This is a genomic window from Planotetraspora mira (assembly GCF_016863275.1).
Taxonomy (GTDB): Bacteria; Actinomycetota; Actinomycetes; order Streptosporangiales; family Streptosporangiaceae; genus Planotetraspora; species Planotetraspora mira.
In genome coordinates this window covers 81,938-99,307 of the sequence record NZ_BOOO01000037.1, presented here as the reverse complement: position 1 = coordinate 99,307, position 17,370 = coordinate 81,938, and the positions used below count along the sequence as shown (strand labels likewise).

Sequence of the window (17,370 nt, the reverse complement as noted above, 5' to 3'; positions counted from 1 at the left end):
GGGACTGTAAGAAGAACGGCTCTGTCTCTCTTTCGGTGGTGACGGAGGGTTAGGCCAGGAGAATGCGGTGGCGGAGCAACGCGAAGCTGGCCCGGCCGTGCATCTGGCGCATGATGCGCTTGGTTTTCGTGTTGACGCCTTCGGTGCCGCCGTTGTGGAAGGGCAAGGTGACGGCCGCGTGGACGGCGTCGCGGTCGTGGTCGAGGCCGTGGGTGAAGGCGTGCAGGTGAGGCAGATCGCAGGTCCGGGAGGTGGTGATTCACGCATCAAGACGGTCGGCGTTGTCCTCGTGTGGCCGTAGCAGGTTGGCGAAGGCGCGGACGAGTTCGGCCAGGTCGATCATCTGTGGGCAGGCGGTGGTGAGGTCGTCCAGCAAGCGGCGGTGCTCGTCTTTGAGGTTGTCGGGCCGGGTGAGGAGAAGCCGGGCGAGGCGGCGGGGTGAGATGGGCAGGCGGTCGGCTTCGACCCGGGCTTGGGTGATGTAGCGGTAGAGGAGGTTGAAGCTGCCCTGGTAGTCGAGGGCTTTGATCTCGTTGAACAGATGCAGGATGGGGACGGCGGGGTCGTCGGATCGGCGGCGCCTGAGGTGGTCGCGGTAGGGGTCGACGAGGGTGGGCCGGTATTGCGGGGCGCGTTGCAGGCGTTCGGGTTCGCCCACGTGGGCGTAGCGCTTGACGGTGTTGAGGGACACGTTCAGCCGGCGGGCGCATTCCAGCAGTCCGACGCCCTTGCCGAGCAGGTCGTGGACTTGATGCCAGCGCTCACGGGTGGTTTTGGCGCGTTTGCCGTCCTGTATTGGCGGTCCGGCCTTGGCCCAGCAGGCACTGTGTCCGGCGACTTCTTTCCCGACGGCCTCACTCAGGTTGTGCCATAGGTGCCAGCGGTCGGTGACCTGGACGGCGTCCGGCAGCGCGCGGCGCACGGCTTCGGCGTAGGCGCCTGAGCCGTCCCGGCATACCACCTGCACTCCGGGATGGGCACGTAGCCAGGCCTCCAGGACATCGGCGGTGCGGCCGGGCAGGACGTCGATGCGTTGCGCGTTTGGGCGTCGATCAGCACGGTGGCGTAGCGGTGACGTCGGCGTAGCGCGAAGTCATCCACCCCGAGCACACGGGGCACCCGAGGCTGGGGTGTCGGCATGCGCAGCAGAAGGCGCAGCGCGGTGTGCCGGGACAGGCCAACAGCCAGAGCGGATAAGGCACGCACGCTAGCTCGTCCGGCCAGTTCGCGGGACCACCGCACCGATCTTCGAGGTCAGACGGGTGGTGCGCCGCTGGTAACGCTCGAGCACGCCGGGCAGCTGTTCGCGGAAGGTCTGGCGGCAGCCACCGGTCGGGCAGACCAGGCGGCGAACCTGCACCACCACCAGTACCCGGCGGGCGTCGATTGGGACGTCGGCGACGGTCCGGTCGTGATAGCCGTGCACCCGCGCTGTCTCAGCCCCGCACCCTGAGCAGGTGGCCGACCCGTCCGGAGTTCGCGCCCGCACGCGGATCCGCTCGCCCTCGTCGACGACGTCCTTCACCACCAGCGGCGACAACCCCGAAAAGACCACGCGCACAAGCTCGTCAAGATCAAGCATGACTCACTGTGACGCAGCCGAACCATTCGTCACCACCGAATCTGCGACAGAGCCGAAAGAGAGACAGAGCTGAGTCGGTTTGGAGCGCGGTGCCGAGATCACTCCCGGTCCGTTTCTCCAGGCCGCTCGCCGAACCCGCCGTGCGCCTCTCAACGCAACGGGCTCTCCACGGGACCTGCCGTCAGACGCGGTTGAGGATCCAAGGGTTGGGAATTCTGCTGCCGCGCCAGCGGTATCGGGTGACCGGTGTGCTGGCCATGTTGAACAGCTCGATTCCGTCCGCAGCGATCGGCCGCCACCGCCCGGTGGGAGTGACAAGCCAACGCCGGACGTCCTTCCAACTCCAGTGGTGCCGGACCATCAGCATCGTGATGAGCCTGCGCCAGGTGAACCGGGCGAGGTCTTCGAAGACGCGGTCAGCAGGCGCCTCGACGACGACTTCCTTGAGACGTCACTTGGCGAGGCCGGCTTGACGATGTCGGGGTTCCTGGACGGTGACCGTGGATGGGTGCGGGGAGTGCCGCTTTGACGGGCTTCGGGCCGAAACGATGCTGACCTGTCGTCGAAGCCATTGTGTTAGGACCGAGCCCGTGGCGGGGAAGCCGGGTTCGAAGATGCACGTCCTGTCGGACGCGAATGGACTGCCCCTACTGGTCGGTGTCTCCGCGGCCAACGCTGTGGCTACTGTTGTGCTCGGACGGGAGATTGCATGAGTAGACCACGCATGCATGCCGATCAAGTCCGCGTCGATGAGGACCTGGTGCGCGACCAGTACCGTTCGGCCCACGGCAGCAGCTCGCGGGCGGCATTCATCCAAGCGGCAAGGCCAGCGACGGTGCCCGCTCCAAACGGCTTGATCAACACTTGACTCGTTACCCGCCCGAGTCGGGCGCGGCGTCCCGGAGGGGTCCTTCGGCTTGGTCTTCCCATAAGCGTCTGACGGGTCCGACATGACATGCCGCGACTAAACTTCTTCCTTGTGCCCGATCCGTGCCCAAGGGCAGCCAACGAGCAACCAAGCGAGATCATCTTCTCGCCACGAGGCCCGGCTCGCTCGAGAAATTGCAGGTCAGATGGGGTGTGAGGTGGTGGGGCGCCAGGGACTCGAACCCTGAACCTACGGATTAAAAGTCGATTTGATCAATGCCGACTACTGCCGCAGAGTGCCGCCTTCGGTCACGTCCAGCGGGGTGGTGTATGAGTCGACCTCCGCGTGATCCGTTTCTGCAGGTTAAGCGGTGAGTGTCTCCGGTAGCTGTTGCTGGTTCGGTGTGTCGCCGGGGATCACTCGCAGGCGGGCTTTGGCCAGGACGTCCAGGCCCATGTAGCGGCGGGCTTCGGTCCATCCGTCGGTCTGCTCGGCCAGGACCGCGCCGACGAGGCGGATGATCGCTTCCCGGTCGGGGAAGATGCCGACGACGTCGGTGCGGCGACGAATCTCCTTGTTCAGCCGTTCCTGCGGGTTGTTGGACCAGATCTGTTTCCAGATCTCGCGCGGGAACTGGGCGAAGGCCAGTAGGTCGTCTCGGGCTTGGTCGAGGTGGTCGGCGGCGGCCGGGTATTTCGCCTGGAGGGCGTCGATGACCCAGGCGTGCTGAGCGCGAACTTGCTCGGTGGTGGGCTGGTCGAAGATGGTCCGCACCAGCGTGGCCACCCACGGCTGAGCCGACTTCGGCACGGTCGTCAGCAGGTTGCGCAGGTAGTGGGTCCGGCAGCGCTGCCAGGACGCGCCGGGCAGGGTGGCGCCGATCGCCTCGACCAGCCCGGCGTGGGCGTCGGAGATGACCAACTGCACGCCGGATAGGCCGCGGGCGACCAGGCCGCGCAGGAATGCCAGCCAGCCGGCGCCGTCCTCACGGGAGGTGATGTCCAGGCCGAGGATCTCCCGCTGGCCGTTGGCGTTGACCGCGGTGGCGACCAGGGTGTGCACGTTGACGATCCGCCCGCCCTCGCGGACCTTCTGCGTCAACGCATCCAGCCAGACAAACGCATACGGGCCGCCGTCCAGCGCGCGGGTGCGGAACGCCTCCACCTGCACGTCGAGGGTTTTGGCCATCTGAGAGACCTGGCTTTTGGAGATGCCGGTGATGCCGAGTTGCTCGACCAGCTTGTCCACCCGCCGGGTGGAGACACCCAGCAGGTAGGAGGTGGCCACGACGCTGACCAGTGCCTGTTCGGCCCGCCGTCGGCGTTCCAGCAGCAGTCCGGGAAGTAGGAGCCCTGCCGTAGTTTCGGGATGGCCAGCTCAACGGTTCCGGCGCGGGTGTCCCACTCGCGGGTGCGGTAGCCGTTGCGGGAGTTGGTCCGTTCGCTGCTGCGCTGCCCGTAGTCGGCCCCGCAGACGCTGTCTGCTTCGGCCGACATCAACGCCTCGGCCATGGTCTTCACCATGGATCGCAACAGATCCGGATCCCCGGCCTCGATCTGCCGCGCCAGCCACGCGCCAGGGTCCACACTGTCGTTCACGGCCATCGCTTTTCTTCTCCTTCGATCTTGATGTCGCAATCACGAAGGATCACGCGATGGCCGTACTCATTTCACGACGCCACGCCTCTACCAGCGGAAACTCTTACACCACCCCCGTGGACGCAACCGGCGGCCGGAGCGCCGGCGAGTTACGGCGAAGGAAAGATGATGCTGGCCTACGTGGACGAGAGGGATGACGCAGACCGCGCCGAAGCGCTCTTGTGGGCTGCCCCTACAGGGCAGCTTCCCCCGCCACCCATCGACACCAAGGCTCAGGTGCTGCCTATCGGTGAGCTGCACTGGCCCGACGCCGAGCGCCTGTTTCTCAGGCTGCTGCACACGGTCCGGCCCGTCCAGTACGCGAAACTCTTCGGCGTTCCAGGTCAGGCCCAGGCCGGGATCGATGCCTACGCCCGGCTCCCACTGGATCTGACAGATGGCGAAACCGGCGGCCGGAACTACAATCACCCTGCAATCGCGGCGGATTAAATCCCTAACGGCAGCCAAGATTAAGAAGGCTGTTGACGACTTGCTGAAGGGCGAATGGGCGTACAAGACGTCGAGGTTCTACTTCGCCACCTCGTTCGACCTGCAGGACACGAAGTTGGACGCCGCGATCCGCCAGCAGACCGAACGTCTGGCCAAATTCAAGATCACCTTTGTTCCGTGGGGTGTGCAGGAGGTCTCCAGCCTGCTGAAGGATCATCCTCGCATCGTCGATGACTTCTTCGGCCGGTCCTGGGTCGAGTGTTTCTGCGGCCCGGGGGCAGCACAAGCCCTCGCCATCAACCTGCCCCGCCAGGACAGCAGCGAGCTACGTGCCGGGCTGCGTGACCTCTACCAGGCCGTTTTCTCCGCCCAGGGCGGTGTCCACCTCGTCGAGAACACAGAGCCCGACCACCAGTTTGTGATTTTGGATGTCGATACCAACCGCCAGCAGTCCAATATCCTCGAGCCGACCGGTGAAGGTCAAAACCTTGCGCAAGGTCCGGTCGACGGGCATACCTACGTCGCCTCCCGACTGGGTGCACGCCGGCAGTCGTTCAGATCCGTCCGCCACCTGCTCAACAGCACAACCCGGTCCACGCCGACCACAGGCGCCATAGTTGGCACAGTCGGGGCCGACGAGTGGTTGGCCGGGGGTAAATATCGGCTACTTGTTGGCCGTCCGGGAGCGGGTAAGTCCAGCCTCCTGCGGTTCGCGGCAACGGACGTGCTCTCGTCCCAGCCGCAGTCGATCCCGCTGCAGCGGGAGCACGCTGCCGACCTGCCGATCTGGCTGCCGTTTGGGTTCCTGTGCCGTCACCTGGAAAGGTCGACCGAGAACTCGCTCGTTTCGGCTGCTGAAGCCTGGCTGAAATTGCACAGCGCCGCACATCTGTGGCCGCTGGTCCAGCGCGCTCTGCAGGACGATCGCTTGCTGCTGCTCGTCGACGGCGTCGACGAGTGGAGCGACGTCGGCGCAGCCGAACGCGCCCTTGGGATATTGGAGGCGTTCCTCGGTCGCACCAACGCCTCAGCGATCGTCTCCACGCGCCCGTACGCGGTAGACCGGCTCAACTGGCGGCTCCCGTGGGCGCAGGTGGGGATCACGCCGTTGACTGATGATTAGCGGCGCGTCATCGCGGCGCCGCGCTCGACCAGAGCGTGACCGTACGGCGCGGCCAGGGCTACACCCTGCGCGTCACCGCCGTCCCCGCCGTGCACCTCGGACTCCTCGCCCGCTGCCGGCCACTCGACGGCGGCCACGGCGTTCCTGCGGTCCCAACCCAGCGCAAAGCCCGTCTCGATACGAATCTGGCTCCGCGATCCCGTCTCGCAAGATCGAATTGAAACCATCGCCTGGTGCAGCCGTAGATCGTGATGTTGCCGGTGGGTATCGGCGCGGGACGGGTGCGGTCAGGACATCGCTGTCGAGCGGCTGAGTGCTTCCCAGTCGGCGACCTGGGCCAGGAAGAACTCGTGGTGGGCGCGTACCTGATCAACCCCGTCATTACCCAGGACGAGCCGCAGCGGCGGGTTCTTGCTGTAAAGGGCCTTGACGATGGCCGCCGCGCCCTTGGCCGGGTCGTTCGGCTCGGCGTCCAGCAGTTGGTCCGTGAGATTCCGAGTCACGCCGGACGACTCGTGGTAGGCCGCGATTTCGTTAGTCTTGTTGATGTTCCTGTTGAACTCCGTGCGGAACGCACCAGGTTCCACGATCAGTACACGTACTCCCAGCGGTGCCAGTTCAGCCGCCAGCGTCTCGGACAGGCCTTCGAGCGCCCACTTCGCGGAGTGGTAGGCGCCATAGCCCGGGTAGGTCATCAGCCCGCCCAATGAGCTCATCTGCACGATCGTGCCACTGCCCTGATCGCGCATCAATGGCACGACCGCCTTGGTCACCTCGGCCGCGCCGAAGAAGACCACTTCCATTTGCGAGCGCAACTCGGCCATCGTGAATTCCTCGACAGCGCCGAGAAGCATGCTGCCCGCGTTGTTGACCACAACGTCTATCCGGCCGAATGTTGCCAGCGTCGTCTTCACCGCCGCCTGGATGGAAGCAGGGTCTGTGACGTCCAGCGCTGTCGTACTCACCCGGTCCCCGCCGAACTCCGCCAGGTCAGCCAGTGTCTCGGGACGACGTGCGGTGGCCATCACCCGGTGGCCACCGGCCAGTGCCGCGAGGACGAGTTCGCGGCCGAATCCAGTCGAGCATCCGGTAATCAGCCAAACCTGGCCCTGAGTCTCATCGGTCATATCCGCTGACATGTGCTTACTCTTTTCCGTCCCTGTTCGTGAACAACCGACTGTTAACGTCGGCCGGTGTGGTGCCCAGCAAAGCATGCGGAATCACCCGACAGGTAGAACGATGCTGTCAGTGCCTTGCCTGATCCTGCCAATCGTTTAAGGATCAGGCATGCCGAGCTAGCCACGCCGGCGGCTTCGATGCTTTAGTGAGGGCGTGGACGTACTGGCTGAGCTTCAGGAGCTGATCGCCCGCCACTCCGCCTCCGGAAGCCGCTGCAAGGAATTCAACGGGGTCGAACTGACAGTTTCCAGCGCACCGACGGAGCCGTTGGAGTGCATGGCGGGTGCCGCTTTCGCGGTGATCGCCCAAGGGGCCAAGCGGGTGGTGCTCAACGGCAGCGTGTTCGACTACCATGCCGGCCAGTATCTCGTGGTGTCGGTCGACCTGCCGCTCACGGCGTACATCACGCAGGCGAGCGCTGACGAGCCCTTCTCGGCCTTCGCGCTGACTTTGAAGCCGGCGGCGATCGCCACGCTCCTGCTGGAGACGGCATCGCAGGAAAGGGCCCCCTCGCCTCCGCCGGGCATAGCCGTCAGCGATGCTCCTTTTGTTCTCCTCGATGCGGTCGTCCGTCTTCTACGGCTTTTCGATCACCCCGCCGATGCCCGCGTCCTCGGGCCGGGGGCCGAGCGAGAAATCCTGTGGCGCCTGATCACCGGAGCTCAGGGGGCGATGATCCGGCAGATCGGTCTCGCCGACAGTCGCCTCTCCCAGATCGGCCGGGCGATCCAATGGATTCGGCAGAACTACGACGCGACCCTGCGCATCGACGAAATGGCGCAACTAGCCCGGATGAGCGTGACGTCCTTCCATCGGCATTTCCGAGCGGTTACCACGATGACCCCGATCCAATATCAGAAGCAAATCCGGCTGCAGGAGGCGCGCTTCCTCTTGATGGAACGACCGCGAGACGTCGCCGGTGTGGGATTCGCCGTCGGTTACGACAGCCCGTCCCAGTTCAGCCGCGAATATCGCCGCCAGTTCGGGCTTTCCCCCGGCCAGGATGCGACCCGCAGAAAGAATGAGGCCGCGCCGGCCTAAGAAGTCCTAACAAAGTTGGAGTTTGGCCATTCGGCGCCAGCAGATGATGCCGCAGGCGAGGCTGAGGAAGGCTTCGTGGATGTCGTCGCGGATTTCCCAGCGGATGCGTAGCCGTCGGAACCAGTGCAGTAGTGCGAAGCTCTGCTCGACCACCCACCGATGTACGCCCAGGCCGGAGCCGTGTTCGGTACCGCGGCGGGCGATGATCGGGATGATCCCGGATGCTTGGACCTGCTTGCGGTACTTGTCGTGGTCGTAGCCGCGATCGGCGTAGAGCGTGTCGGGACGTTGCCGGGGTCGGCCGCGCCGGCCGCGTACCGGCGGGACGGCCTGGATCAGTGGCATGAGCTGGGTGACGTCGTTGCGGTTACCGCCGGCCAGGATGACGGCCAGCGGGATACCGTGCGCTTCGGTGATCAGATGGTGTTTGGAGCCAGTTTGGGCACGGTCGACCGGGCTCGGCCCAGTTTTGGGCCGCCTTTGAGTGCTCGGATGTGGGAGCCGTCCACCACCGCCTTCGACCAGTCCAGGGCCCCGGCGGCGTGTAACTCGGCGAGCAAGGACTCGTGCAACCGCTGCCAGACCCCGGCCTCATGCCAGTCGCGCAGGCGCCGCCAGCAGGTCATGCCGGAGCCGAAGCCCAACTCCTGGGGCAGGAACTCCCACGCGATCCCGGTGTAGAGCACGAACAAGATGCCCGACAGGACCTTCCGGTCATCCAGACGCTTGCGGCCCGGGTGGTCGGCTCGTCGAGGCACGACCGGCAGTAACGGCCCGATCCGCGCCCACAGTTCATCGGACACGATCCATGGAGGCTGTTGACCCTTCCTCACGCCGCGATCAACAGCAGAGATGATCAACCTATTCCAAGATCCTTTTTGTTAGGACTTCTAAGACAGCGCGGAGTCGACCCGGGCCGGGGCGACCACGGGGAGGCTGCCGGCCTTGCGGATTTCGACGTCGTTAGCGATGTCGCGGTCGCAGTAGAGCGGCCACCTGGCCGGAAGGTTGATCAGGACAAGTCGCCTGCGCCGACTACTGCCCGTCTCATGTCATGTAGCCGCCGTCGACGTTCCAGCTCGCGCCGGTGACGAAGCGGGCATCCGGCCCCACGAGGTAGGCAACCGCGCCGGCAACGTCGGCGGGCTCTCCGATACGGCCCAGGGGAATCATCGGCCTCAAGACCTCCATCAGGCGGTCGGGGACCAGATCCGTCCTGGTGGTGCCCGGCTGGACGTTGTTGACCGTGATGCCACGTGGTCCGAGTTCCTGGGCGAGGGCTCGGGTCAAGCCGGCCGTCGCCGCTCTGGTCATCGTGTACAGAGACATGCCGAGGTGGGCCACCGGCAGCGGCAGGTGATCGGCCCAGATGCTGCCGATGTTGACGATCCTGCCGTCATCGGGCAGGTGAGGAAGGGCGGCCTGGATCGTCGCGTACGGGCCGCGGAGACTCACGCCCACCATCACGTCGAAGTCCTCCAGCGTGACGTCGCCGACAGGCTTCCGGATGCTGAGACCGGCGTTGTTCACCAGGATGTCCAGGCCACCGAAGGTCTCCACTGTCCGCGCCACGGCGGCACAGACCGCCTCAGGGTCGCCGCTGTCGGCCTGGACGGCCAGGGAGCGACCCCCGGCGATCGCCAACTCCCGCGCGACCTTTTCTGCCAGGTCCACAGAGCGGAGATAGGTGAAGACCACCTGCGCCCCGTCGCGGGCCAACCGGCGCACGATAGCCGCGCCGATCCCACGTGATCCCCCGGTGACCAAGGCGGTCTTCCCTGCGAGTGGATGCGTCATCGCCGATCCCCCTGCTAGTGACGTTCAGCCTCACTCGCTTCTACGCCGCCTCAATGGGCGGGGTGAGGCCTGCGGAACCATCGTTGACCAGCGTGCGCCCGATTCGAAGGTTCTCGACTGGGCGAAGCAATACGGGACCTCTGGCACATGGCAACCGTGTTCCTAGGTGTGACACGACCATCCTTCTCGTTTCGTCACCTCGTAGCGTGTGGGAATGAATCGTGACAAGCGCCTGGGGGAGTTCCTTCGCGCTCGGCGGCAGGTGACGAGCCCCGACCAGGTGGGGCTGATGGACGGGGGCCGACGCCGGACACCCGGGCTGCGCCGCGATGAAGTGGCCATGCTGGCCGGCGTGAGCACCGAGTACTACATGCGGATCGAGCAGGGGCGGGAACGCCGTCCATCAGATCAAGTAATCGCAGCCCTGGCACGTACCTTGAGATTGGACGGCGAGGCCACACGGCACTTGTGTGAGCTCGCACGCCCCCGGGCAGACACGGGTCCACCCAGCAACGGGGCCGACCAGGTCAGTCCGGCCGTGCTGCGCCTCATCGAGAAATGGGATCACGCGCCGGCGCTTGTGGTGAATCACCGGCTGGACGTCGTGGCCAAGAACCGGCTGGCCGTTGCCCTTTTCAAGGGGCTGGAGCACGACAATCTGGTCCGGTTCGCCTTCCTCGATCCTGTGGCACATGAGTTCTACATGGATTGGGAACAGGAGGCCCGTAACGATGTGGCGGACCTTCGCGCCGCGGCGGGAGCGGATCCCCGAGACCCGTTCCTCAATGAGTTGGTCGAAGAGCTCTCGCGGGCAAGCGAGGACTTTCGCCACCTATGGGCTCGCCATGACGTACAGAGCAGGAAACAGGGGTTCGTACGCCTATGCCGGCGTGACGTCGGTCATGTAACCCTCTGGCATGAGACGCTGCGCATCGAGAGCGTGCCCGGCCTGCGCATCTTCGTTGGGGAAGCCGAACCCGGCAGCCCGTCGCAGGCCGCTCTGGACCAATTGGACAGCCTCGTAGTGGCACCGAACTCGGCCGGCCTAAGGGAGAAGACGCTCTAGACCTCCGGCACACCTCGCTGACGGCCGCACCGCGCAGCACATCGGCCGGCGGCCCCGAGCGCGTGCCCGGTCTGAACGCCACCGCCGTGATCCTCGTGGCACCGCTGATGTGGCGGTGAAATTCGACGACCTTCCCATGGCGTCTGGTTCGGCTACGGAGTGAGGGTGCTGATCGCGGTCATGACCTCGTCGAGGAGAGCGGCCAAGTCGGTGGCGGGATCGTCGAGCCAGGCCGTCTGGGCGACATCGAAGCAGGTCAGCGCGGCGCCCGCGAGCGCGGCGAGGCGTGGGTCCGGCCGGTCCTGGGATCCGCCGGCGCGAGCGGGGACGCGGGCGGCGAGCTGAGGGGCGAGCATCGTCTGCCAGCGCTGCCGCTTCTCCACGTGGCTGGCATGCAGGCCCGGCTCGCTCCGCAACATCGTCAGCAGCGGGCGGAAGCGATCGGCGTCGGCTTCGATCTCCGCGACCAGGCCGTCGAAAGCTCGGCGGAGCGCCTGCCACGCCGACTCGTCCGCAGGTCGCTCCGCCAGGGCGGCGGCGACCTCACGCCCTACATCCTCAAGGTTGCCGAGGACCAGGTCCTCCTTGGAGACGAAGTAGCGGAAGAAACTGCGCTTGGACATTCCCGCTGCCGCGGCGATCTCCTCCACGGTGGTGGCCTCGAATCCCTGAGCGGCGAACAGCCGCCACGCCTCGGCCATCAGCTCCGCACGCACCGCGCGCCGAGTGCGCTCGCGAAGACCGGGGGCGGGGACTTGGGGAGCATCCATGTCATGCATGGTACCGCGCGCAGACTGTGACACCGGGTGTCATTATTGGCGTATGGTGCTAGTAGGAGCGGTACACGCCGCGACCGTGAGCTTGGAGGAGCACATGAGCAAGGTCTGGTTCGTCACGGGCACTTCGCGCGGGTTCGGCCACGCGTTCGCCATCGCGGCGCTGCGGCGCGGTGACCGGGTGGCCGCGACTGCCCGCGACACCGAGTCGTTGAAGCACCTGGCGGAGAGCTATGGGGACGCTGTGCTGCCGCTGCAACTGGACGTGACCGACAGGGCAGGCGTCGGTGCGGCCGTCGCTGCCGCGCACGAGCGGTTCGGCCGCCTCGACGTGGTGGTCAACAATGCCGGGTACGGACTGTTCGGGGCGGTCGAGGAGCTGTCCGAGCAGCAGATCCGCGACCAGATGGAAACCAACTTCTTCGGCGCCCTGCGGGTCACCCAGGCAGTCCTGCCGATCCTGCGCACCCAAGGATCCGGGCATCTCATCCAGATCTCTACTACCGGCGGGATCGCGGCCTTCCCCACCCTGGGCGGCTACCACGCCTCCAAGTGGGCGCTGGAGGGCCTATCCGAGTCCCTGGCCCAGGAAGTCGCGGGCTTCGGCATCAAGGTCACCCTCGTCGAGCCCGGCCGGTTCGACACCGACTGGCTGGGCTCTTCCGCCGTCCTCGCCGATCCCAACCCTGTCTATGAGGAGGTGAAGAAGGCGGTCCACGCCGCGGTCAGCGCTGATCCCGTCGGCGACCCCGAAGCTGCGAGCCTCGCGCTGCTGCAGATCGTCGACGCCGAGCAGCCCCCACTGCGCGTGCTCTTCGGCAGTTCCCCCACCCACCTAGTCAAGAACCTCTACGCCCAGCGCCTGCAAACCTGGGCAGACTGGGAGCACGTCTCCCACCTGGCTCAGGGCTGAACGCCCTGCGGCTCCGACGCGGCGTGAGAACATCCCCCGCCCGGCAGGCCGATCAAGCGTTCCTGCCGGTCGGGGCAGTGGCACACCCGGACTCCGTCCTCCCAGGAGAACTGGGGCCTGACCGAGTGAGGCCCGCCCGGGTGACGATCCATACATGACCCACGATGTCTCGACTCTTACGCCTGGGTAAATCGCCGGCGGGCGGGTGGGGACCGATCTGATATACGGCGCAGCATTCATCGATGGCGCCTTCGAGGTGTTGCCCTGGGTCTCCGGCGGCGCGATCATCACCGCCCACTTCACAAGGAGAACCGTCATGCCTTCCGTCGTCCTCATCACCGGTGCCGCCACCGGTATCGGCAACCTCTCCGCCCGCTCGTTGGCCACCGCCGGCCACACCGTCTACGCCAGCATGTATGACCCCGGCGGCCGGAACGCCGCGCATCTCAAGAAACTGCTCGACTTCGGCGACGAGCGAAGACTCGACCTGCACGTGGTCGAGCTCGACGTGCAGTCCCAGCAGTCGGCCGACGCAGCCGTCAAGATCATCCTTGGCGAGAGCGGCCGACTGGACACCGTTGTGCACAACGCCGGCCACCTGTTCGTCGGCTACGTCGAGGCGTTCACCGCCGAGGACATCCAACGGCTGTTCGACATCAACGCCTTAGGCATCCAGCGCGTCAATCGCGCGGCCCTCCCACACATGCGGGAGCGCCGCTCGGGGACGCTGCTCTATATCGGCAGCACCACGTCGGTGGTCGTGCCGCCGTTCCTCGGCCCGTACGTCGCGTCGAAGCTCGCTGCCGACGCCCTCGCCCAGGCCACTGCCTACGAGGTCGGCCAGTTCGGGATCGAGACCACGATCGTGATGCCCGGCCCGTTCACCAAGGGCACCGAGCACTTCCCCAACGCCAGCCACACCACCGACACGGCCACCGCGCAGGCCTACTCGGCGTTGGACGACCTGGTCGCTCGCAACGAGCAGGCTACCGAAAGCCTGTTCGAGCCTGGGGTCGACGCCGACCCGGCTGCGGTCGCCGAGGAGATCACGCGAATCCTCGCCCTGCCCGCAGGTACCCGGCCGCTGCGCAGTGTCGTCGACTTCACCAACGCCGGAGTCGAGGAGGTCAACCGAGTCATGCGGGAGGCTCGGGAGGCGTTCATCACCCGCATGGGCTTCGGCGAACTGCTCCAGGTCAAGACCATGCAGGTCTGAGCCAGAAGCCGGGCCTCCACGGCGGGCGGCACGTCGTAGAGCCGGCCGAACTCTTAGGGGGAGAACGATGCGCAGTGGCTTCTCGGCACTGTCGGAGTCTTCACCCCTTTGCATGGATGAAGCGCGGTGAGGTGGGGTGTTTGGGCCACCGCGAGTGAAGCGGCGCAGCACCTGGTGAGGACTCGGCGGTGCGCCGGATCAGCGGGCGGCAGGGCCTGTCCGGGGGGTCTGCGCGACGAGCGGCGGTCCCGATCGAATAGACGTACGCCCAGACCGCGCTCCAGTGCCTTGATCTGCTGGGAGAGCGACGGGCCCGCGATGCGCGACCGGGCCGCGGCGCGGCCGAACGCCACCGTCCGCTCCCGGCTCCGGTTGCGGCCTGCGGACTCGGTCATCGTCGATGCCACGCCCACGCTCCTTGACAGGCTGGTGGCAATCAGCTCGAGAACACCCGCCGATACGCCCAGCATGCGATACAGATCCAGGTCCTCCGGCACGGATCCACGCCGAACTCATCGTCACCGACGACGGGCCCGGCATCCCCGCCCCGGATCGCGAACGCGTCTTCGAGCGCTTCTCCCGGCTCGACAGTGCCCGCTGCCGGCGCCGACCTCGGCCTGGCAATCGCCCGCGCTCACAACGGCACCCTCCACGTGGAGGACGCCGTCGCCCGGTATCGATCGCTGACGGTCTTCGCCGGATCGCGTACGGCGCGGAATCCGTGAGCCGCATACGCGGGCAGGAGCGGCCGCTCGGCCACGAACAGGACCGGGGCCACGCCCGGGACACGCAGCGCGCCCAGCATCTTCGGGCGCTCACCCCGATCTTGCCCGGGGTAGTCGGGCACGGCCGCGAAGATCCATAACAGCAGCACCACCGTGAGCGCTGTCATCGCCAGTAACGCCATGCGCCAGCCGAGCGTCTGGCCGAGGAAGGTGCCGGCCGGCACGCCGAGCGAGAGCGCCACCGGAATACCCGCCGCCGTGACCGTGCTGCACGCGCTACGTCGCGCCGGAGGTCTGGCACGAGGAGCCCGCCGAGTACGGGCGTGTGCACCGGGTCCGATCCCGGGTGCGGCTCCGCGCTTACCTGGTCGAGTTCACGAGCAAGTTCCCCGTGACGAAGATCGACGGACAAGTGCTGCCGTTCCAGGAGCCGCCGGGCGGCCACTGGTTCATGAAGCGGCCGACGCCGGAGTATCTGGAGAAGATCGCGGCGTTCGAGATCCCGATGGAGCCGCGCGAGAGGTAGTCTCGGTCCGCCGCTGTGTCATCCCTGCATTTCCCATGACATGGTGCAAAGACGGCGGGCCGAAGTGTGAGGTGCGGCCGGGTCAGGCTGGGGTTGAGCGCGGCGGCGCGGTAGTCGGCGCGGAGCTCCGGGATGGGGGCACGGGTCGCCGCGGCGGAGGCAACCTTCGATGGTGGCGAGGTCGCTGTAGTCGTACCAGGCGCCCGGGCCGCGGCGTCGGTGGTGGCCGGCCGCGAAAGACTCGAAGGCGGCCGTGAATCGCCGGGCGACCAATTCTGTCGGTGTCACTACGCGCGCCGGCGTCCATGTGAGTCAGGCTCAGCCGGGGAAAACGGATTCAGGGGTTCGGTTGGAGCCACGGTCGTCGGCGTGCTGGCGCAAGCTCCAGTGAGGCGGAGCAGTTGCCGGATCCACGCTTCCAGCCCCGCTGGGTCCGGCGCGGCGAAGTGCTGTGCCAGCATTTCGGCTCCTTGGAGATCTCTTTGGATGAGTCGGCGGGCAGTGCGGGGATAAACGACCAGTACGCATAGTTATTAAACTGCTACTTAGAGTAATAGAGTTGTCATGATTGGGACCATGCTTCTTGCGCTGCTGACCAGGTTGATCACTATCGGTCTGTTGGCCGCTTACCGGGATCGCGTGTGCCGTAACACCCTCAACGCGGCTTGCTGATTAGGCACTGACGGCGTTGGCTGACACAGGAAACTGGGATCACTTTCCTCGTACACGCCGTTCGAAGCGCGCCCCGGCCACGGTGTCGGGGCAGCCGACCGCGGAAGGACGCTTGAAAGGCGAAGAGCGCCCGGGCCACCGGTAACGGGCGCTCCCGTGTCCCCCAGCGCGCAAGGCGGGACAACCTGGTGAAACTCAGACCAGGCCCACACGCACTCCCTCCGGAAGGAGGAGTGCCCACGGACGTTTCATCACCTGAGCTTGCTCCGCTTTGGCGGACACCGTTGGTGTGGTCAGGCGGCATGGGTGGCCTCGTAGGCGGCGGGGCTAACGTAGCCGAGGCTGCTGTGCGGGCGGCGGAGGTTGTACCAGCTCTCGATGAATTCGAAGATCGCACTGCGCGCGGCCGCGCGGCTGGGCCATCGACGTTCGTCCAGCAGTTCGCCCTTGATCGTGGCGAAGAACGACTCGGCCAGGGCGTTGTCCCAGCATCGGCCCCTGCGGCTGACCGACAGCCGACCTACATCGGAGGCGAAGATCAGGGAACGGCGAGCATCGCCGACGGATTGAGGAACGCGCGCAGGGCGGCGGCCAGCTCGAGCGGCGCATCGTCTGACATGCGGTGGCCGCAGTCAAGCGCGTGCCCTTGAACGTCGCCGGCCCAGTCCCGCCAGATGCCGAGGATGTCGTCGTAGAGCTCGGGCAGGTCGTCGCGGGCGCCCCACAGCACGAGCAGCGGACACCGAATTTTGCGGCCCGCCGCTTGGTCGGCATCATCGGCCACGCGGTCCACGCCGAGCCCGGCCCGGTAGTCCTCCATCATGGCGTGCACCGTGTCCGGGTCATGGATCGCGCGCCGAAAGTCCTCGTACGCCTCCGCGCCCATCTCCTCGGAAGCCTGGATCAACCAGGTTCTTCGTCTGACCGGCGCCAGACCCTCCACCAGCGCGCCCGAGACAAGCGCAACCGTAACGACAGTGCCGCTCTGGAGCGAGGAGGGAGCGCATGACAGACAACCGCAGCCCGAAGTTCCCTCCCGTCAGGCGGCTTCCTCAGCGGCTACATATGGTGTTGGACTATCGCGAGACCAGCGACGGGCTACTGATCATCGCCTTCCGCGGGCACATCGTTGAAGGCTTTCCGGACTTACGGGTGACGGTGTGGGACAAGCTGGTGTGCGGCGACAGCGTGTGGTCGAGGGACCGGTGACGGGTACACGCACACGGGACCATTCCTGCTGGCCGGGGGCGCGAGGTGCTCGAGGCGACCGGTCGGAGCGTCAGTGTGCGTTGCTGCTGGGTCTTCACGGTGAGGCACGACCTCGTCGTCAGCGTGACGGGCCGCACTTCGACGGTGAGCCCCAGAGCCCTGACCTAACCCGGTCTGGCTCCTGTCATAGGTCGGCGATCGATGAGTCGCCGGGACTGGTGGCGGACCTTGATCGGGTTAAGGGAAGGGTCGAGGTGAAGGATCGATAGCAGCCGAATGACCTGGGGCGTCTTATTGATCAGGGTGAGTGTGCCGCCCCGTTTGTTGAGCCGCCGCTTGGCATCGAGTAGGACACGGATCCCAGAGCAATCCATAAAAGGTACTCCGCTCATGTCGAACTCGAGTCGTGATACCTCAGCTCGTTGAAGTGCCGCGTCGAGGGTGTGCTCGAGGTTGCCGGCAGTGTCTATGTCGATCTCGCCGTGTACGCGGACGATGAGCTGTTCGGAGGCGGGTTCCACCGTGACGTTCAGCAATTCCATGATCCACCTCCCCGGTCAGCTGAACGCGACTTCCGGGAATGGTTCCTT

17 protein-coding genes and 3 pseudogenes are annotated in these 17,370 nt (G+C 66.1%); 8 read left to right on the top strand and 12 right to left on the bottom strand.

Annotated elements, in window-relative coordinates:
* Positions 1 to 49: 49 nt before the first annotated feature.
* Together Pmi06nite_RS31600 and Pmi06nite_RS31595 are read right to left on the bottom strand one after the other, a co-directional pair.
* Positions 50 to 1,582: pseudogene (locus Pmi06nite_RS31600) on the bottom strand (ISL3 family transposase).
* 1,231 nt (positions 1,583 to 2,813) lie between these two features.
* A pseudogene (locus Pmi06nite_RS31595) lies at positions 2,814 to 3,961 on the bottom strand (IS256 family transposase).
* Positions 3,962 to 4,213: 252 nt separating this feature from the next.
* On the opposite strand from Pmi06nite_RS31595, the gene Pmi06nite_RS31590 reads away from it, so the two are divergent.
* Both Pmi06nite_RS31590 and Pmi06nite_RS31585 read left to right on the top strand, forming a co-directional pair.
* Positions 4,214 to 4,537, top strand: coding sequence for a hypothetical protein (locus tag Pmi06nite_RS31590; protein ID WP_203956823.1), 324 nt, complete (start codon positions 4,214 to 4,216; stop codon positions 4,535 to 4,537).
* Positions 4,485 to 5,660 (top strand): NACHT domain-containing protein, encoded by a 1,176-nt coding sequence (locus Pmi06nite_RS31585; RefSeq protein ID WP_203956822.1) that lies wholly within the window; start codon positions 4,485 to 4,487, stop codon positions 5,658 to 5,660. The genes Pmi06nite_RS31590 and Pmi06nite_RS31585 overlap by 53 nt, the downstream gene beginning before the upstream one ends.
* On the opposite strand, the gene Pmi06nite_RS31580 is transcribed toward Pmi06nite_RS31585, so the two are convergent.
* Both Pmi06nite_RS31580 and Pmi06nite_RS31575 read right to left on the bottom strand, forming a co-directional pair.
* Positions 5,657 to 5,797 carry a hypothetical protein gene (locus Pmi06nite_RS31580; RefSeq protein ID WP_203956821.1) on the bottom strand — a complete coding sequence of 47 codons (141 nt, stop codon included), beginning with the start codon at positions 5,795 to 5,797 and terminating at the stop codon, positions 5,657 to 5,659. The two genes, Pmi06nite_RS31585 and Pmi06nite_RS31580, sit on opposite strands and share 4 nt — an antisense overlap.
* A gap of 150 nt (positions 5,798 to 5,947) precedes the next feature.
* Complete coding sequence (locus tag Pmi06nite_RS31575) at positions 5,948 to 6,787, bottom strand: oxidoreductase (protein WP_203956820.1); 840 nt, start codon at positions 6,785 to 6,787, stop codon at positions 5,948 to 5,950.
* Positions 6,788 to 6,992: 205 nt separating this feature from the next.
* On the opposite strand from Pmi06nite_RS31575, the gene Pmi06nite_RS31570 reads away from it, so the two are divergent.
* Complete coding sequence (locus Pmi06nite_RS31570; RefSeq protein ID WP_203956819.1) at positions 6,993 to 7,880, top strand: AraC family transcriptional regulator; 888 nt, start codon at positions 6,993 to 6,995, stop codon at positions 7,878 to 7,880.
* A 6-nt stretch (positions 7,881 to 7,886) separates the two neighbouring features.
* Here Pmi06nite_RS31570 and Pmi06nite_RS31565 read toward each other — a convergent pair.
* Both Pmi06nite_RS31565 and Pmi06nite_RS31560 read right to left on the bottom strand, forming a co-directional pair.
* A protein-coding gene (locus Pmi06nite_RS31565) for an IS5 family transposase (RefSeq protein WP_373317344.1) occupies positions 7,887 to 8,686 on the bottom strand; the annotation gives its coding sequence in 2 pieces (ribosomal slippage) (positions 7,887 to 8,353 and positions 8,353 to 8,686; 801 coding nt in all).
* Between the two features lie 241 nt (positions 8,687 to 8,927).
* Entirely contained in the window at positions 8,928 to 9,677 is a 750-nt protein-coding gene (locus Pmi06nite_RS31560; RefSeq protein WP_203956818.1) for an SDR family NAD(P)-dependent oxidoreductase, read from the bottom strand.
* 214 nt (positions 9,678 to 9,891) lie between these two features.
* Between Pmi06nite_RS31560 and Pmi06nite_RS31555 the strand changes: the two genes are divergently transcribed.
* Positions 9,892 to 10,743, top strand: coding sequence for a helix-turn-helix transcriptional regulator (locus tag Pmi06nite_RS31555; protein WP_203956817.1), 852 nt, complete (start codon positions 9,892 to 9,894; stop codon positions 10,741 to 10,743).
* A gap of 152 nt (positions 10,744 to 10,895) precedes the next feature.
* On the opposite strand, the gene Pmi06nite_RS31550 is transcribed toward Pmi06nite_RS31555, so the two are convergent.
* Positions 10,896 to 11,513 carry a TetR/AcrR family transcriptional regulator gene (locus Pmi06nite_RS31550; protein ID WP_203956816.1) on the bottom strand — a complete coding sequence of 206 codons (618 nt, stop codon included), beginning with the start codon at positions 11,511 to 11,513 and terminating at the stop codon, positions 10,896 to 10,898.
* 103 nt (positions 11,514 to 11,616) lie between these two features.
* Here Pmi06nite_RS31550 and Pmi06nite_RS31545 point away from each other — a divergent pair, with 103 nt between their 5' ends.
* Both Pmi06nite_RS31545 and Pmi06nite_RS31540 read left to right on the top strand, forming a co-directional pair.
* Positions 11,617 to 12,432, top strand: coding sequence for an SDR family NAD(P)-dependent oxidoreductase (locus tag Pmi06nite_RS31545; RefSeq protein WP_203956815.1), 816 nt, complete (start codon positions 11,617 to 11,619; stop codon positions 12,430 to 12,432).
* A gap of 316 nt (positions 12,433 to 12,748) precedes the next feature.
* Complete coding sequence (locus Pmi06nite_RS31540; RefSeq protein WP_203956814.1) at positions 12,749 to 13,648, top strand: SDR family NAD(P)-dependent oxidoreductase; 900 nt, start codon at positions 12,749 to 12,751, stop codon at positions 13,646 to 13,648.
* A 53-nt stretch (positions 13,649 to 13,701) separates the two neighbouring features.
* Here Pmi06nite_RS31540 and Pmi06nite_RS31535 read toward each other — a convergent pair whose 3' ends face one another.
* On the bottom strand, positions 13,702 to 14,043 hold the full coding sequence (locus Pmi06nite_RS31535; protein WP_203956900.1) for a LysR family transcriptional regulator: 342 nt from the start codon (positions 14,041 to 14,043) through the stop codon (positions 13,702 to 13,704).
* 239 nt (positions 14,044 to 14,282) lie between these two features.
* Positions 14,283 to 14,615 carry a hypothetical protein gene (locus tag Pmi06nite_RS42220; protein WP_239114341.1) on the bottom strand — a complete coding sequence of 111 codons (333 nt, stop codon included), beginning with the start codon at positions 14,613 to 14,615 and terminating at the stop codon, positions 14,283 to 14,285.
* 104 nt (positions 14,616 to 14,719) lie between these two features.
* Here Pmi06nite_RS42220 and Pmi06nite_RS31525 point away from each other — a divergent pair, with 104 nt between their 5' ends.
* The gene (locus Pmi06nite_RS31525; RefSeq protein WP_203956813.1) at positions 14,720 to 14,899 is read left to right on the top strand and encodes a hypothetical protein; all 180 of its coding nucleotides are present in this window, start codon (positions 14,720 to 14,722) and stop codon (positions 14,897 to 14,899) included.
* Positions 14,900 to 15,864: 965 nt separating this feature from the next.
* On the opposite strand, the pseudogene Pmi06nite_RS42215 reads toward Pmi06nite_RS31525, so the two are convergent.
* Positions 15,865 to 16,077 (bottom strand): annotated as a pseudogene (locus Pmi06nite_RS42215) (integrase core domain-containing protein); the annotation flags it as partial.
* A gap of 32 nt (positions 16,078 to 16,109) precedes the next feature.
* Positions 16,110 to 16,478 (bottom strand): alpha/beta fold hydrolase, encoded by a 369-nt coding sequence (locus Pmi06nite_RS31515; RefSeq protein ID WP_203956812.1) that lies wholly within the window; start codon positions 16,476 to 16,478, stop codon positions 16,110 to 16,112.
* A gap of 98 nt (positions 16,479 to 16,576) precedes the next feature.
* Between Pmi06nite_RS31515 and Pmi06nite_RS31510 the strand changes: the two genes are divergently transcribed.
* The gene (locus Pmi06nite_RS31510; RefSeq protein ID WP_203956811.1) at positions 16,577 to 16,780 is read left to right on the top strand and encodes a hypothetical protein; all 204 of its coding nucleotides are present in this window, start codon (positions 16,577 to 16,579) and stop codon (positions 16,778 to 16,780) included.
* A 164-nt stretch (positions 16,781 to 16,944) separates the two neighbouring features.
* Here the strand turns inward: Pmi06nite_RS31510 and Pmi06nite_RS31505 are convergent, their stop codons facing one another.
* Complete coding sequence (locus Pmi06nite_RS31505) at positions 16,945 to 17,322, bottom strand: STAS domain-containing protein (RefSeq protein ID WP_203956810.1); 378 nt, start codon at positions 17,320 to 17,322, stop codon at positions 16,945 to 16,947.
* Positions 17,323 to 17,370 lie beyond the last annotated feature (48 nt).

What these genes read in the sequence shown, in the direction of transcription:
- Pmi06nite_RS31550 (WP_203956816.1), bottom strand. Translation starts at nt 11,513, where the DNA reads ATGGATGCTCCCCAAGTCCCCGCCCCCGGTCTTCGCGAGCGCACTCGG.
- Pmi06nite_RS31590 (WP_203956823.1), top strand. Translation starts at nt 4,214, where the DNA reads ATGATGCTGGCCTACGTGGACGAGAGGGATGACGCAGACCGCGCCGAA.
- Pmi06nite_RS31510 (WP_203956811.1), top strand. Translation starts at nt 16,577, where the DNA reads ATGACAGACAACCGCAGCCCGAAGTTCCCTCCCGTCAGGCGGCTTCCT.
- Pmi06nite_RS31555 (WP_203956817.1), top strand. Translation starts at nt 9,892, where the DNA reads ATGAATCGTGACAAGCGCCTGGGGGAGTTCCTTCGCGCTCGGCGGCAG.
- Pmi06nite_RS31575 (WP_203956820.1), bottom strand. Translation starts at nt 6,787, where the DNA reads ATGACCGATGAGACTCAGGGCCAGGTTTGGCTGATTACCGGATGCTCG.
- Pmi06nite_RS31560 (WP_203956818.1), bottom strand. Translation starts at nt 9,677, where the DNA reads ATGACGCATCCACTCGCAGGGAAGACCGCCTTGGTCACCGGGGGATCA.
- Pmi06nite_RS31585 (WP_203956822.1), top strand. Translation starts at nt 4,485, where the DNA reads ATGGCGAAACCGGCGGCCGGAACTACAATCACCCTGCAATCGCGGCGG.
- Pmi06nite_RS31545 (WP_203956815.1), top strand. Translation starts at nt 11,617, where the DNA reads ATGAGCAAGGTCTGGTTCGTCACGGGCACTTCGCGCGGGTTCGGCCAC.
- Pmi06nite_RS31505 (WP_203956810.1), bottom strand. Translation starts at nt 17,322, where the DNA reads ATGGAATTGCTGAACGTCACGGTGGAACCCGCCTCCGAACAGCTCATC.
- Pmi06nite_RS31535 (WP_203956900.1), bottom strand. Translation starts at nt 14,043, where the DNA reads ATGACCGAGTCCGCAGGCCGCAACCGGAGCCGGGAGCGGACGGTGGCG.
- Pmi06nite_RS31540 (WP_203956814.1), top strand. Translation starts at nt 12,749, where the DNA reads ATGCCTTCCGTCGTCCTCATCACCGGTGCCGCCACCGGTATCGGCAAC.